Consider the following 14,287-nt stretch of genomic DNA (forward strand, 5'->3'; position numbering starts at 1 on the left):
GCAAGCCGATGCTTAACCTGCCTACACCTCCGACGGCCCTGCTCGCCGAAGTCGCCGAGCAATGCGCCCAGCCGGTTGCCGAGGAGCTTCACACCCTCAGCCGCGAAGTGCATGCCCGCTTCGGCGATGCCCTCAGCGCCGTCCTGTTCTACGGCTCCTGCCTGCGCAGCGGCGACCCGACCGAAGGCCTGGTCGATCTCTATGCGATCGTCGACGATTATTCGACCGCGCATTCGAGCCTTCTGCTGCGCGTGGCCAATGCCTGGCTGCCACCCAACGTGATCCACCTGCAGACGCTCACGACGGGCGGCCGAAGCCTGCGGGCAAAATGCGCAGTGCTTTCCCTGCGGGATCTCGAGCGGGGTACCGCCTGCTGGTTTCAAAGCTACCTGTGGGGACGCTTCGCTCAACCTTCGCGCCTGGTCTATCGCCGGGACGAACATGTCGAGCAGCGAATCCATCGGGCCCTGGCCCGTGCCGCCATGACCCTCATCGGCCAGACCCTGCCCTGCCAGCCGGAGCGCTTCGATAGCGAAACCCTCTGGCAGCGGGCTCTGGCGCTGAGCTATGGCACCGAGCTACGTCCGGAGGCAGCCGATCGCCCCACCCAGCTGGTTCGGCACGACAGCGCCCATTATCGTCGCCTGACCCAGGCCGCCGTCCCGGCGATCGCCGGCATGGAGCCGATTGCCGGCGAAACCGACGCCTATCGCAACCTCCTGTCTCCCGCGGCCTGCCGGCAGAATGCAAGGCGCTGGCGGCTAAGACGCGTACAGGGGCGAATATTGAACGTGGCGCGCCTAGTAAAGTCGTTTTTCACCTTCGAGAATGGCGTCGACTACGTCGTCTGGAAGCTGGAACGACACCTGGGCCAGCCCATCGAGATCACGCCGCGCTTGCGCCGCTTTCCCTTGATCTTCGGCTGGCCGCTGCTCTGGCGACTGCTGAAAGAACGACGCCTGCATTAGCGCCCGCTATCGATCGGTACATTTCCGAGCCCCGAACCTGTTCGGCCAGGGCGGCCGCCTGAGCGCGATACGGCTCGCCCTCGGCCTTCAGCCCTCCCTCGCCGCCACCTTCCCGAGATAACCGACAATCGCCTCGGCTCCCCGGGCGCCGCTCTGCCCCGGCTCGACCAGACCGAGGGTGTCCCGCAGGTAGTCGCGCTGGCGCTGCTCGAAGTCCCGGTGCGAACGCACCGCACCGTCGATGGCCGCCTCCAGGTCGTCGATCTCCGTCAGTACCGGCCCGAGATGCCAGAACCGATAATGCAGATCCTCCTGCCAGGCGACCTTGCGCGGATTCAGGAACAGGCAGGGCCGGGGCCGGGTGAGGAACTCGACCACCTGACTGCTGACGTCGCCGAGGTAGATGTCGGCAGCCAGGGTGTAGGTCATGTCGACGCAGCGGTCGCTGCCCAAGTCGATATGCATGTGGGGGTATTTCCGATACTCGCGGAAAGCTTCGTACTTGGCCGGGGTCGGCGCATCGAACAGGCGGATGTGCGGCGCGAAGATCAGGTTGTAAGTGGTGCTGCGGGCAAAATGGTCAAGCACCTGACGGCCGATCAGCGGCCAGGAGGAAAGACTTTCCTCGAAGTGCGGGCTATAGAGCACGGTCGGCCGGTCGTTGTCGAACAGACGGGGCCGTTCGCCGTTCTGTCGGGCGATCCAGTCGAGCTTGGCATAGATGCCGGAGACGAAGTGGCCAGGCTTCGCATAGCCCAGTTCGAGCAGGCGGCGGGCCTCCTTTTCGCCGGGCATCAGCAGAAAATCGAAGAGCGCCAGTTCCGGAGCGAACGCCACGGCACGGTCGCCGGCGCCGTGCTTGGTGCGGATCAGCTTCAAGCTCGCGGGACAGATCTGGCGCAGATAGAGCGAGGTGCGCTCGGTCGTGACGACCGCATCGAACCCGGAAAAGTACAGGCGGTTCGCCCGCAGGACCCGCTTCTTGCTGCCGACGGCTCCGTCCCGGTGGCGAGTCCAGACCGACCAGGGTCGGTACAACTGATCGAAGTGCAGCGCAACCGGCCCGACCCGCTCGCGAATCAGACGGCGGGCGAATTGCAAGTTCTGCCGCGAGCCGACGATATGCACCTCCAGGTCCGGGTAACGCTGCGCCATGGCCACCGCGATCGGCAGGGAATGAAGGATCTGGTGGATCTGGGCGATATAGGAAAAGCAGATCCGGGGACGGACCAGCGGATCGCCCGATCCAGGCGTGCCCGCCGTCTTCGCCCAGCGCTGCAGCCGATCGTGACAGATCGCGTGATCGTCCAGGTGCGACAGACGCGCCAGGACCATAGACAGGCCGTAGGCGAGCAGGGCGACCAGCTCGCCGCTCTCAGTCACTCTCTGCAGTCCTGGGTGGGGTCCGTCGAGAAAGCCGTCCTTGACGATCCAGGCCACATGGGCGGTGATCTGCGCGGCGGCACCGGCCCACATCAGCCTCTCGATGAAACTCTCGGTGAGATAGGGCAGGACGCAGCGGAACAGCAAGCCGGCGGCGATTGCCCAGACGGGAATGACGATCCAGAAATCCGCCTGCTCGATCTCGCTGCCCCCGATCAGCAGCATCCCCGCGCATCCCATGAACCAATGGTCGCGGACCAGAGGGTTGCCCCCGTTGGAGAACGCCTGGAAAAGCGCGAACGCCAGCCCCAGCAGCAGGACCAGATCGCCCGACACGTCCAGAGGCGAAGCCCCGTGCCAGATCAACACGCTCCCGGAAAGCTGCGCCACGATCATCGCCAGCGCATAAAGCGCGGCACCGATCAACAGCCTCTGCGCCGGCGACAGCGGCCATCGGCTACGGCGGCCTCCCCTACACCCCGCCATCATGCAACCTCTCCAAATCCTGTTATTATCGGGCCGGAAACAGACGTGGAACATACACCAACTTGGCATACATCGCTCCTGCGGCTGCCGGGCCCCTCTGAAAGTCCCGAGACCTCGGTCTCTTTCGGTGTTCGTGACTTATCCACCCAAGAGATCTTCCCGCATCACCGAGACGTTTTTGGAGCATGGCCAGCGGGGATCCAGCCAGAAGCCTCATAGATTCCCGCCTTCGCCGCAGATGTTGCCGATTGGATTGCCGGGCTAATCAGCCTGTCTTGGCTATTGCCGGCACTTAATACAGACGACACCCCGCAAGCCCTACCCAACCGATGCCGGCGATGGGAATGGGCCGTTGTCTTATTCAACATATTGGCAGGAGGTACCCCATGGAAAAGACCCAAGAACACAGCGAGATTCCTGCGCCCAAGCGCAAACGCAAGCATCGCCCCAGCGTCGCCGTCGGCCTGTGGATCATCAAGCGCCTGGAGAACGTGATCCGGCGCTACTCGACCGTCGGCGACTCCCCGTTCTTCGATAACAAGCACTTCCCCTGGATTCCCACCCTGGAGGCCAACTGGGAAAACGTCCTCCGGGAAGTGGAACTGGTCCTGAAGGATCGCGAGCGGCTGCCGAACTTCCAGGACATCTCCAAGGATCAGGTGAGCCTCACCCAGGACGACCAGTGGAAGACCTTCTTCCTCTATGGCTACGGCTACAAGATGGACGGCAACTGCACCCGCTGCCCCGAGACGACGAAGCTGGTCGAGTCGATTCCGGGGATGTTCACCGCCTTCTTTTCGATCCTGGAGCCCGGCAAGACCATTCGGCAGCACCGCGGCCCCTATAACGGCCTGCTGCGTGCCCATCTGGGCGTGATAGTGCCGAAGGACAAGGAGAAGTGCCGGATTCGGGTGGGCGACCAGGTTCGCCATTGGGAGACCGGCCAGTGCATGGTCTTCGACGACACCTATCCCCATCAGGTCTGGAACGAGACCGACGAAAGGCGCGTCGTGCTGTTCCTGGACGTACAGCGACCGCTGGCCTGGCCGGGGCGGATTTTCAACAAGCTCGTACTCCAGCTCATTCGCTGGTCGCCCTTCATCCAAGATGCGCGGCGCAACCACCGTGCCTGGGAAGAGGGCCTGGAGCGCTAAGGACTCCAGCACCGGCTCGCCCCTTGACGCTCTCGAGCAGCCAGGGGCCGAGCCGGGTCGGGGCGATCAGCCGTCCAGCAGCTTGTGCGCCCGGCTCCAGGCGGCCAGGTTGTTGCGCGCCTCCTGTACGAACGGGCTGCGGCGTATCGCACCGATGAACAGATCGCCCAGCAGGCGTCCCGGCAGGCGCAGGGGGCGCTTGAACTGGATCAGCAGCACTGCGCGGGTCTGGTTCGTGTCGTTCCAGACCTCATGCGGATAGGTGTCGTCGAAGACGATGCACTGGCCGGGCTCCCAGTAGAGAGTCTCGTTGCCGACCTGAATCCGGCAGTCTTCCTTGGCTTCCGGCACGACCAGCGCCAGGTGGCAAGTGATGATTCGCTTGGTCACCCCGGTATGCAGCGGAATGTGGGCGCCCGGGCCGAGTATCGAGAAGAAGGCGCTGTTGAGGTCGGGCACCACCGACAGCGCCTGGGCCGTTTGCGGGCATAGCCGGCAGCCTTCCTCGATCCGGTAGCCGTAGCCCCAGAGGAAGAACGAGTGCCAGTTGTGGTCCTTGGCGATGCGCCGGTGATCCGGGGAAATGTCGCGCAGGGCGGGGATCGGCGTGTTCCGCTGCATCAGCTGGTCGAACTCGGCACGAATCGCCGGCCAATGGGCCTCCAGCTCCGCCGTCCACGGGAACTGCTGCTTGTCGAAGGCCTCCGGGTCCCCCACCAGGGAGTTCCTGGCCAGGAAGCGGTTGAACAGCGGCCGCAGTTTCTTGCCGGCTCTGTACAAGAGACCGCGCTTGACCTTGTCCGCCTTCACAACACCAGCTAAAGCCGCATCGCTCATTCCGGGATCCTCAATTCCTGCCAGAGACATTTGGGCAACGGCATCGCCCCTCTGGCAACGCCCGGCCCGACAAAGTCGGGCATCCTCTCATGCTGTAATTTATTTGTGAATCTTGTCGTTTATTTGTGAATACTGTTATAGGGCTTTTGCTCGGCTGACACTTCCGGACATATAGAACAAGCATAAGGCCCTCGACGTGGCCTCATCCGTACGCAGGCACTTTTCGCCACAATGACGAGTATTTTGCACATTTCCGACACCCATTTCGGCACCGAACGGCAACTGATCGTGGAGGCCATGGAGGCGCACGTGCGCGAACAGGGCGCCGACCTGCTGGTGCTGTCGGGGGACATCACCCAGCGCGCGCGGCGCCAACAGTTCGCCGCCGCACAGGCCTTCGTCCGGCGCCTGAAGAGTTACGGCATCCCGGAAACCCTGGTGATTCCCGGCAACCACGACCTCCCCCCGGTGCACAACCCACTGTTGCGCCTTCTGTGCCCCTACGGCGACTATCGCCGGCACTTCGGCCAGGAACTGGAGCCGATCTTCGAGAACGACGAGCTACTGCTGATCGGCCTGAACACCACCCATCCCATGCGCCGCAAGGACGGCCGGGTGACCGCCGACCAGGTGCGTGCGGTCTGCGCGCGGCTGCGCCACTGCGATCCGGCCAAATTACGCATCGTGGTGGCCCATCAGCCCTTCGGCTTGATGGTGCCCTCGGACTTTCACAACATCCAGCGCGGCGCGCGAACGGCGCTGATGCGCTGGGCCGAGGCGGGCCTGGACATCGTGATGGGCGGGCACATCCACCTGCCCTATGTCCTGCCGCTGAGCGGCCAGTATCCCGAGCTGACACGGGAGATCTGGACGGTGCAGGCGGGCACCGCGCTGTCCTGCCGGGTGCGCGGCGGCCTGCCGAACTCGTTCAATCGGCTGTACCTGAGCAGTGCGCAGGGCAAGCAGGCGAGGGTCGAACGCTGGGACTACCACGCCCCGAGCGGCCGGTTCGCGCTCGGGGCGCATTTCGATCTGCACTGGCCCCCCGCCGGTCTCGCCCTCTCCGCCTGAGCGCTCCGGCATGGCCAGGGCTCGATGCCCGGCCTCCTACGGTGGTACTGACCCACCCGGAATCCATGGCGCAGCGCCGAGGGACGAGCGGCGAGATCCTCGGACATCTCCGGGGCTGCCGAAGGCCCCGGCAAGAACGCCCGCCGATCGCCAACGCCCAGCAAGCGCTTCCATGGCCATTCGAAGATCTACTATCATGCTGAATCGTTTTATCACGTAGTTTTCACCGACGACCGCTCATGCGGGAAGTCTTGTCAAACGAAACTCCAAGCACTAAGGTAACGCTATCTCAGCAACAAGCTCCGGGCCGGGACGCAGGTTCACCCCCTGCCCGCACGGGGAGGAAAGCCTTAGTGGTGATTGAAAAACAACAAGATGACGGCAAAAGAGTCTGCCTTGTATAGGCAGACACACAAAGATAGCGCTGTCTAAGTACCGAGGTGCCTTATGCTCCCATCACTCCCGACAATGCCGAACACAGGCGGCGCCCGACCCCGCCTCCCCCGGGCGCCCAGCCTGCATCACGACGCCCCCCTCACAGCAGAGGCTCCGCACCGGCTTTCCCCAAGCGTGCAGTGCGGCGCAATACAGACTGCCAGTGACCGGGCGGCCCTCTCGCGGCCTTCCGGTCGGAGCAGGCGGGGCAGGGCTGCTTCGCTGCAGCACTTCGAGTACGCCAAGGACAGCGCTGTCTAATCCGCGACGGCAAGCCGGCAAGCGGCTCCCCGTTTAGTCCGGGGACGCCAGGGCCCCAGAATCGAAACTTCCCCTGAACGGTACCCGCCCGTCCTCGGCGGAGTACTCCCTGAGCAACAACCACAAAAATAAAGGAAATGCAGGATGGCGATGATAGACACCACCGTTGGCGGCACCGACACGAGCAGTCTGGCAACGGCAAAAGTACAACGACTGAGCCTGTTCGTTTTTGCCCTGTTCTTCATCTTTGGCAGCTTGACCAGTCTCAACGATATCCTGGTTCCCAAGCTGAAAAGCCTGTTCGACCTGAGCTACACCGAGGCGATGCTCGTACAGTCGGCCTTCTTCTTTGCCTACTTCGTGGCCTCCATACCGGCCGGCCTGCTCATCGCGCGCATCGGCTACATGAAGGCCGCCGTCGTCGGGCTGCTGACCATGGCCGCCGGCTGCCTGCTGTTCATACCGGCAACCAGTTCGGCGCTGTTCCCGACCTTCCTCGGTGCCCTGTTCATCCTGGCGGTAGGCGTCACCACCGTCCAGGTCGTGGCCAACCCCCTGCTCTCGCTCTTGGGGCCGAGCTCGACCGCGCACAGCCGCCTCACCCTGGCCCAGGGTTTCAACTCGCTGGGTACGACCGTCGCCCCCTATATCGGTGCCATACTGATTCTCGGCGCCCTGAACGCGGTGGACACCTCGACCTTGTCGCCGTCCGAACTGGCGGCCTTCCTCACCGAGGAAGCCAGCGTCATCAGCACTACCTATGCCGGCATCGCCCTGATCATCTGCCTGGTCGCCCTGGTCGTCTGGCTGCAGAGAAACCAGCTGAAATCCTCGCCAAAAGCCGAGAGTCACAACTTTCTCTCCACCCTCGACCTGCTGAAACAGCCACGCTTCGCCTTGGGTGCCGCTTGCATTTTCCTCTATGTCGGCGCCGAAGTGTCGATCGGCAGCCTGATGACCGACTACCTGACGCTCCCCACCACCATGAACCTTGCCCCCGAACTGGCCGGCAAGCACGTGGCCTACTACTGGGGCGGCGCCATGGTCGGCCGCTTCATCGGCTCGGCGCTCCTGCGCCGGTTCTCGCCCGGCAAGCTGCTGGCCTTCGCCGCCACGGCGGTGATTGCCCTGATCGCCATTTCCGCCCTGTCGACAGGCGCTATCGCCGGCTGGTCGCTACTGGCGGTGGGACTGTTCAACTCGATCATGTTCCCGACGATCTTCACCCTGGCCTCCGAAGGACTCGGCGAGCGAGCCGCCGAAGGCTCGGGGCTGATCTGCTGCGCGATCGTCGGCGGAGCGATCGTCCCGCCGCTCACCGGGTTTGCCGCCGACCTGTCGACCCTTGCCCTGGCACTGGCCGTCCCGGCCATCTGCTATGCCGGCATCGCGACCTATGGCTGGTATGCACGTCGCCCGAGAATCGTCGGCTGAACACGACGGCGATCCGCCGGATCTCCCGGAGACCGGCGGATCGCCGGGTGGCGGAAAAGGGATCTCGGCGACGCCGGAAGACCCGGGACGCAACGAGGCTTTCTTCATCCTTTCAGGCGCAGCAGCCATGACGACCACACTCCCGATTACGGCCCGCCACTTCATGACCGGTCGACGCCAGGCCCTGGCTCATCTTCCTACCCAATAACATCAAAGCAACAAGAGCACGAAACCCATGACTGTCGAAACCTACGTCCCTGCCCTCAGCTCGACTTTGACCCTCATGCACATGGCGTGCTCTACGTTGCCGGAGGAACTGCAATGAAACTGGCACTGGTCGGTGACATCGGGGGCACCAATGCGCGCTTCGCCCTGTGGAACAACGGACGGATAGAGTCGGTACGCACGCTGGCCGCCGCAGAATTCGCCAGCCCGGAACGGGCCATCGAGGATTACCTGGCCTCCCTCGGGCTGGCGTCGGACAGCCTCTCCAGCCTGTGCCTGGGCTGCGCCGGGCCGGTGTCCGGCGAGGACTTCCGCTTCACCAACAACCACTGGACCCTGAACCGCACGGCGTTCCGCACTGCGCTGCAGCTGGACAACCTGCTGCTGATCAACGACTTCACCGCCATGGCGCTGGGGATGACGCGCCTGAGCGAAGACCAGCGCATCCAGATCTGCCCCGGCACAGCGGAGCCCGACCGACCCGCGCTGGTGATCGGCCCGGGCACCGGCCTGGGCGTCAGCACCCTGCTGCCCCAGGGCAACGACCGCTGGGGCGTGGTGCCGGGCGAAGGCGGCCATGTCGACCTGCCGATCGGCAGCCTGCGCGAGGCCGCCTTGTGGCAGCAGCTGTTCGTCGAACTCGGCCATGTGCGCGCCGAAGACATCCTCAGCGGCAGCGGCCTGGTACGCCTCTACCGTTCAATCTGCAGCCTGGACAACCACGTGCCGCACCTGACCTCGCCCGCCGAGATCAGCAGCGCCGCCCTGGCCGGCGATCCGGTCGCCGAGGAAGTGCTGAGCCTGTTCTGCGTCTGGCTCGGCCGCGTCGCCGGCAACGGCGTGCTGACCCTGGGCGCGCGCGGCGGGGTGTACATCGTCGGCGGGGTGATTCCGCGCTTTTCGGCCTTCTTCCAGTCCAGCGGCTTCGCCAAAAGCCTGCGCAGCAAGGGCTGCATGAGCCACTATCTCGAAGGCGTGCCGGTCTGGCTGGTGACGGCCGAATACCCCGGCCTGGAAGGCGCCGGCGTCGCCCTGCAGCAGATGCTGGAACCGGCCGACGCCGCCTGAGAATGGTTCGCCCGCCGGATGCGCCGACGACGGGGAGCAGGCGCCCCCACCGGCGCATCCGGCAACGGCCGCCCCGCCGCTAGCGCTTCACCAGCCGCAGTTTCGGCGGCTGCTGCGCCGCCGGCGCGCGGGACTCGGCGGCATTCGCCCGGATGACCTCCATCATCGCGTAGTGACAAGCATTGAACAGCGGCCCGTCCCTCCAGCCGTCGCCCCGCTGCTCGGCGCTGTCCTCCAGCCCCTCGACGAAAATCACCTCCAGAAATCCGCAGCGCTCCGCCCGGTGCGCCTCATGGCGGTGGCGCGGGTTCACGTTCAACAGGTCGCACAGCCCGTCGAAGCCCAGGGACTCGGCCATTCCCTCGCGGTCCTGGACCAGGATGCGTCCAAGGCTCGCCAGTGCCTGGCACAGGTCCTCCACGGCGTCGCTCCGGTGGCTGACGGCCTGTCGCTCCAGATCGGCCACGGCCAGCCGGGTGAACGGCAGGAAGGGCCGCAGCTTGCCGGCCTGGCGGCGCAGGGCGCGACGCTCGGCGCGGATGGCGTCCAGCTCCTGGGTGAACGCCCGGCACAGCCGGCGGATCGCGATCAGCCGGGTACGCGCACTGGCAGTTGGTTGGGCGGAGAGGTCGGCAAGAATATGCAGGTGTTCGGCTTTCATGGAATCGACTCCATCCAGAATGCATGGCCGTATGCGACACCCGCCAGGCGAGCGCTGGCCGCCTGGCGGGTTTTCGGGAATCCCTTCGGCTCCGGCTGCCCGCCTCGCGTGCGGACCATCGGGTAGCGGAAGGCCACCTCAGTTTCAGTCTTGTACCCAAGTCCGATTTCGGCCAGTGCGCCGCGTGCGATCCATCGCCTCCACCCTCCCTGCCAAGGTGGCGGGCAGGCGGAAATCCGCCTTCCAATGCGGGATTTTCTCCCGGCGAATGGCGACATTTCGCCACATGACGACCTAAAAATGACGATTGCTTGCCCTAGAGCATGGATTTTTGAATTTTTCGTGAAGATGGCATGCATCCTGCTCGGTTAGTCATGCGATGCAGGGCCGCCCTGCATCCACGGACGAAAGCCTTCCGGATGCGAAGGCTCGCGCATCGACGGGTTCGCGCCTGACAAGGGGTGTGCGACGCGAGCCCCGGAGCGGCACGCCATGACTGCCCTTTCGCGAACGACCGCAGCCGCTCTCCGGCTGCCCGGCAGCCCACCCGCGGGACGATACCCCGGCATCGCGACGGGGACCGGCGACGCCGCGACCGCCCGAACAAGAACAACAGTTGATCCGGATGCGACAGCTCCACCGAAAGCAGCGGCAGGCGCTCGCCCGACCTGCCGGCGACAGGACGCATTAAGGCGGCGTTCCGCCTCGCCCCTGCCACACCTCACAACATCGAAAGGTCCGTCTTATGAAAAAACTGTTATTGACGCTTCTGTGCTTCGGCGTGGTCGGCTGCTCCAAACAGGACGACGCGGAAAAAACCGTGGATGTCCTGCTGATCGGCGGCGGCATCATGAGTGCCAGCCTCGGCACCTACCTCCAGGAGCTGGAGCCCGACTGGACGATCGACATCTACGAACGCCTCGACCAGGTCGCCGAAGAAAGCTCCAACCCCTGGAACAACGCCGGTACCGGCCATTCGGCGTTCTGCGAGCTGAACTACACCCCCGAGAAGCCCGACGGCCACGTCGACATCAGCAAGGCGGTGGCGGTCACCGAATCCTTCGAAATTTCCCGGCAATTCTGGGCCCACCAGGTTCAGCGGGGCGTGCTGAGCAACCCGCAATCCTTCATCAACGACGTGCCGCACATCAGCTTCGTCTGGGGCGACGAGAACGTCGCCTTCCTGAAGAAACGCCATGAAGCGATGCAGCACAGCTCGCTGTACCGCGGCATGGAGTACACCGAAGACCAGGCGACCATCGAGCAATGGGCGCCGCTGGTGATGGAGGGCCGCCCGGCCGACCAGAAGGTCGCTGCGACCCGCATGCCGATCGGCACCGACGTCAACTTCGGCGAGATCACCCGCCAGCTGATGGGCGCGCTGACCAAGCACGACAACGTCACGCTGAACCTCAAGCACGATGTGCGCGACTTCAAGCGCAACGACGACGGCACCTGGAGCGTGACGGTCGCCGACCTCGCCAAGGGCGGCGAGGAAAAGACCATCAAGGCCAGGTTCGTGTTCATCGGCGCCGGCGGCGGCGCGCTGCCGCTGCTGCAGAAGACCGGCATCCCCGAGGCCGACGGCTACGCCGGCTTCCCGGTGGGCGGCCAGTTCCTCTACACCAGCAACCCGGAAGTCGTCGAGCGTCACCTGGCCAAGGTCTACGGCAAGGCCTCCGTCGGCGCCCCGCCGATGTCCGTGCCGCACCTCGATACCCGCCTGATCGACGGCAAGCGGGCGATCCTCTTCGGGCCCTTCGCCACCTTCTCCACCAAGTTCCTGAAGAACGGCTCGCTGCTGGACATGCCGCGCTCGCTGAGCACGGACAACTTCATGCCGATCATGCACGCCGGCTTCGACAACCTGCCGCTCAGCACCTACCTGATCGGCCAGCTGATGCTCAGCCAGGAAGAGCGCATCGAGGAACTGCGCGAATACTTCCCGCAAGCTAAGGCCGAGGACTGGAAACTGCTCACCGCCGGCCAGCGCGTCCAGGTCATCAAGAAGGATGCCGAACACGGTGGCGTCCTGCAGTTCGGCACCGAGGTGGTGGCCGCCGCGGACGGCAGCATCGCCGCCCTGCTGGGCGCCTCGCCGGGCGCCTCCACCGCCGCGCCGATCATGCTCACCGTGCTGGAGAAGACCTTCAAGGACAAGGTCAAGACGTCCGAGTGGCAGGCCAAGCTGAAGGAAATCATTCCCTCCTACGGCCAGAAGCTCAACAACAACCTCGAGCTGACCAACAGCATCCGCGCCATGACCAGCGAGCGCCTGCAACTGAACTTCATGCAGGTCGAGCCGGAAGCCGCCGAGGCCCAGGCCGAAGCCGCCGCCGCACAGCCCGTCCAGGCGGCCCTGTAAGCCGTCCCGCCCCGCTATCCCCCTCGCCCTGAGGGGGATGTTTTTTCGGCCTCCCGAAACAGTGATTGTCCTCAGGCCAAAGGCCCGCAGGAAGCCGTTGCCCCATCCAGAAGGAACTCCCGATGCGCCCCCTCCATACCCTCCTGACGTTGCTGTTGGCCTTCCTCGCGGCAGGCCTGCAGCCAGCACTTGCCGCGCCCGCGCAAGAGCAGACCAGCCCGAAACCCAAGGTCATCTTCTTCGACGTCAACGAAACCCTGCTGGACCTGGAGTCCATGCGCCAGTCGGTCGGCGCCGCCCTGGGCGGCCGGCAGGACCTGCTGCCGCTGTGGTTCTCGACCATGCTGCACCACTCGCTGGTCGAAAGCGCCACCGAGCAGTACCACGACTTCGGCACGGTCGGCACCGCCGCGCTGATGATGGTGGCGAAGAACAACGGCATCGCACTGACCGAGCAGCAGGCCCGCAGCGCGATCGTCACCCCCCTGCTCAGGCTGCCGGCCCACCCCGAGGTGCGCGAAGGCCTGCAGACGCTGGAGAACCAGGGCTACACCCTGGTCACTCTGACCAACTCGACCCGCCGCGGGGTGCAGACCCAACTCGAGAACGCCGGACTGGCGGACCTGTTCACCGACAACCTGAGCATCGAGGAGATCAAGCTCTACAAGCCGCACCTGCGCACCTATCGCTGGGCCGCCGAACGGATGGGCGTCAAGCTGGAAGAAACGCTGCTGGTCGCAGCCCACGGCTGGGACGTCGCCGGCGCCAAGGCCGCCGGCATGCCGGCGATCTTCGTCGCCCGTCCCGGCCAGAGCCTCTATCCGCTGGCTGCCGAGCCCGACCGCACGGTCAAGGACATCCGCGAGCTGGCCGAGGTGCTCGGCAAGCGTCCCTGAACGGATCGGGGCGGGCGAGAAGCCCTCAGACCACCCCAGCCTCCTCCAGCGTCACCACGCAGCCCGGATCGAAAGCGACCTGTTCGCCCGCATAGCCGCGCGGATTGGAGATCACCCGGGTGCCGGCGAGCCGGTAGTCGACCGCGTAATGGGTATGGCCGTGAATCCACAGATCGAGGCCCTCGCCCATCAGCTCGTCCCAGGCGTTGACGAAGGCCGCGTCGAGAGGCGTGCCGGCGTAGGGATGGCCGGCGATCGAACGCAGCGACGGCGCATGGTGGCTGATCACTACCGTCTGTCCCTCGAAAGGACACGCCAGGCGTTCGCGCAGCCAGCCCCGGGCGCTCCCGGCCAGGGCGGCGAAATCCTCGGGCAAGGGCGCACGCCCCTCCGCTCCCCAGCGGATCTGCCGGAAGTCCGAAACCCGCCGCTGCGCCACCTGCCGCGCCTGCTCGTCCTCGCCGGTCGCCCGATAGTCCGTCCAGGCGGTGACGCCGAGAAAGCGTACCCCGCCCAGCACCGCCTCATCGAAATCCAGCACCTGTACCTGCTCGTCCGCCGCCTCGCGCAGCTGCCGCAGGGTCGCCTGCAGGTTTCCGCCGTAATACTCGTGATTGCCCGGCACATAGAGCACCGGACAATCGAACGCTCGCCGCGCCCACTCGACGCCACGAACCCCGACATCGATATCGCCGGCCAGCACCACCACGTCCGCCGCCACCGGTACCGGCGTGAAGGGGGAAAGCTCGTTGTGCAGGTCGGACAGGATGTGGATGCGCATGGGACTACTCCTTGAAGTCTTCTGGGACTATAGCCGGACGGTGTTGCGGGGAGACGAACGGGCGCAGCGGACTCGCCTCTCCCGAGGCCGAAGGAGTGCAGCTGGCGTCCTTCTGCAAAACGGCTTTTCCATTTTATTCACACGCAATTTACGAATCTCTGACCCGTATTGCGTTAACTCTGCTCACCAACTGAAAAGAGCTAGAGTTCATGCATATTCGGCTAGAAATCAAGAAAAAACTACAACTGGAAGCCTTGTACTT

Annotated in this window: 11 protein-coding genes; 7 read left to right on the plus strand and 4 right to left on the minus strand. The window is 64.8% G+C overall.

Translation table 11 applies throughout. The features are described from left to right. Positions 1-8 precede the first annotated feature (8 nt). Positions 9-968 (plus strand): hypothetical protein, encoded by a 960-nt coding sequence (locus BMY22_RS10675; protein ID WP_090621836.1) that lies wholly within the window; start codon positions 9-11, stop codon positions 966-968. 87 nt (positions 969-1,055) lie between these two features. Here BMY22_RS10675 and BMY22_RS10680 read toward each other — a convergent pair whose 3' ends face one another. Continuing rightward, positions 1,056-2,777: a hypothetical protein gene (locus BMY22_RS10680; protein ID WP_090621837.1), complete on the minus strand. Its 1,722-nt coding sequence runs from the start codon at positions 2,775-2,777 to the stop codon at positions 1,056-1,058. A gap of 446 nt (positions 2,778-3,223) precedes the next feature. On the opposite strand from BMY22_RS10680, the gene BMY22_RS10685 reads away from it, so the two are divergent. After that, positions 3,224-3,991 (plus strand): aspartyl/asparaginyl beta-hydroxylase domain-containing protein, encoded by a 768-nt coding sequence (locus BMY22_RS10685; protein WP_090621839.1) that lies wholly within the window; start codon positions 3,224-3,226, stop codon positions 3,989-3,991. 66 nt (positions 3,992-4,057) lie between these two features. On the opposite strand, the gene BMY22_RS10690 is transcribed toward BMY22_RS10685, so the two are convergent. Next, positions 4,058-4,828 (minus strand): aspartyl/asparaginyl beta-hydroxylase domain-containing protein, encoded by a 771-nt coding sequence (locus tag BMY22_RS10690; protein WP_090621840.1) that lies wholly within the window; start codon positions 4,826-4,828, stop codon positions 4,058-4,060. A 231-nt stretch (positions 4,829-5,059) separates the two neighbouring features. Between BMY22_RS10690 and BMY22_RS10695 the strand changes: the two genes are divergently transcribed. From BMY22_RS10695 to BMY22_RS10705, 3 genes are all read left to right on the plus strand, one after another. Beyond that, entirely contained in the window at positions 5,060-5,899 is an 840-nt protein-coding gene (locus tag BMY22_RS10695; protein WP_090621842.1) for a metallophosphoesterase family protein, read from the plus strand. Positions 5,900-6,739: 840 nt separating this feature from the next. Next, a complete protein-coding gene (locus BMY22_RS10700) occupies positions 6,740-8,029 on the plus strand; it encodes a sugar MFS transporter (RefSeq protein WP_090621843.1) in 1,290 nt (429 codons plus the stop codon). 321 nt (positions 8,030-8,350) lie between these two features. Next, positions 8,351-9,322 carry a glucokinase gene (locus BMY22_RS10705; protein WP_090621845.1) on the plus strand — a complete coding sequence of 324 codons (972 nt, stop codon included), beginning with the start codon at positions 8,351-8,353 and terminating at the stop codon, positions 9,320-9,322. Between the two features lie 79 nt (positions 9,323-9,401). On the opposite strand, the gene BMY22_RS10710 is transcribed toward BMY22_RS10705, so the two are convergent. Further along, positions 9,402-9,983: a hypothetical protein gene (locus tag BMY22_RS10710; RefSeq protein ID WP_090621846.1), complete on the minus strand. Its 582-nt coding sequence runs from the start codon at positions 9,981-9,983 to the stop codon at positions 9,402-9,404. Between the two features lie 745 nt (positions 9,984-10,728). Here BMY22_RS10710 and BMY22_RS10715 point away from each other — a divergent pair. Together BMY22_RS10715 and BMY22_RS10720 are read left to right on the plus strand one after the other, a co-directional pair. Further along, on the plus strand, positions 10,729-12,348 hold the full coding sequence (locus tag BMY22_RS10715; protein ID WP_090621848.1) for a malate:quinone oxidoreductase: 1,620 nt from the start codon (positions 10,729-10,731) through the stop codon (positions 12,346-12,348). A 122-nt stretch (positions 12,349-12,470) separates the two neighbouring features. Beyond that, complete coding sequence (locus BMY22_RS10720; RefSeq protein ID WP_090621849.1) at positions 12,471-13,244, plus strand: haloacid dehalogenase type II; 774 nt, start codon at positions 12,471-12,473, stop codon at positions 13,242-13,244. Between the two features lie 25 nt (positions 13,245-13,269). Here the strand turns inward: BMY22_RS10720 and BMY22_RS10725 are convergent, their stop codons facing one another. Next, entirely contained in the window at positions 13,270-14,025 is a 756-nt protein-coding gene (locus BMY22_RS10725; RefSeq protein WP_090621850.1) for a metallophosphoesterase, read from the minus strand. Positions 14,026-14,287: the final 262 nt, after the last annotated feature.

Origin of the sequence: Azotobacter beijerinckii (genome assembly GCF_900110885.1) — a bacterium.
GTDB lineage: Bacteria > Pseudomonadota > Gammaproteobacteria > Pseudomonadales > Pseudomonadaceae > Azotobacter > Azotobacter beijerinckii.

Bases quoted from the DNA above. Each gene is read 5' to 3' on its own strand.
- BMY22_RS10700 (WP_090621843.1), top strand. From the start codon at position 6,740: ATGGCGATGATAGACACCACCGTTGGCGGCACCGACACGAGCAGTCTG.
- BMY22_RS10725 (WP_090621850.1), bottom strand. From the start codon at position 14,025: ATGCGCATCCACATCCTGTCCGACCTGCACAACGAGCTTTCCCCCTTC.
- BMY22_RS10705 (WP_090621845.1), top strand. From the start codon at position 8,351: ATGAAACTGGCACTGGTCGGTGACATCGGGGGCACCAATGCGCGCTTC.
- BMY22_RS10685 (WP_090621839.1), top strand. From the start codon at position 3,224: ATGGAAAAGACCCAAGAACACAGCGAGATTCCTGCGCCCAAGCGCAAA.
- BMY22_RS10690 (WP_090621840.1), bottom strand. From the start codon at position 4,828: ATGAGCGATGCGGCTTTAGCTGGTGTTGTGAAGGCGGACAAGGTCAAG.
- BMY22_RS10710 (WP_090621846.1), bottom strand. From the start codon at position 9,983: ATGAAAGCCGAACACCTGCATATTCTTGCCGACCTCTCCGCCCAACCA.
- BMY22_RS10675 (WP_090621836.1), top strand. From the start codon at position 9: ATGCTTAACCTGCCTACACCTCCGACGGCCCTGCTCGCCGAAGTCGCC.
- BMY22_RS10715 (WP_090621848.1), top strand. From the start codon at position 10,729: ATGAAAAAACTGTTATTGACGCTTCTGTGCTTCGGCGTGGTCGGCTGC.
- BMY22_RS10720 (WP_090621849.1), top strand. From the start codon at position 12,471: ATGCGCCCCCTCCATACCCTCCTGACGTTGCTGTTGGCCTTCCTCGCG.
- BMY22_RS10695 (WP_090621842.1), top strand. From the start codon at position 5,060: ATGACGAGTATTTTGCACATTTCCGACACCCATTTCGGCACCGAACGG.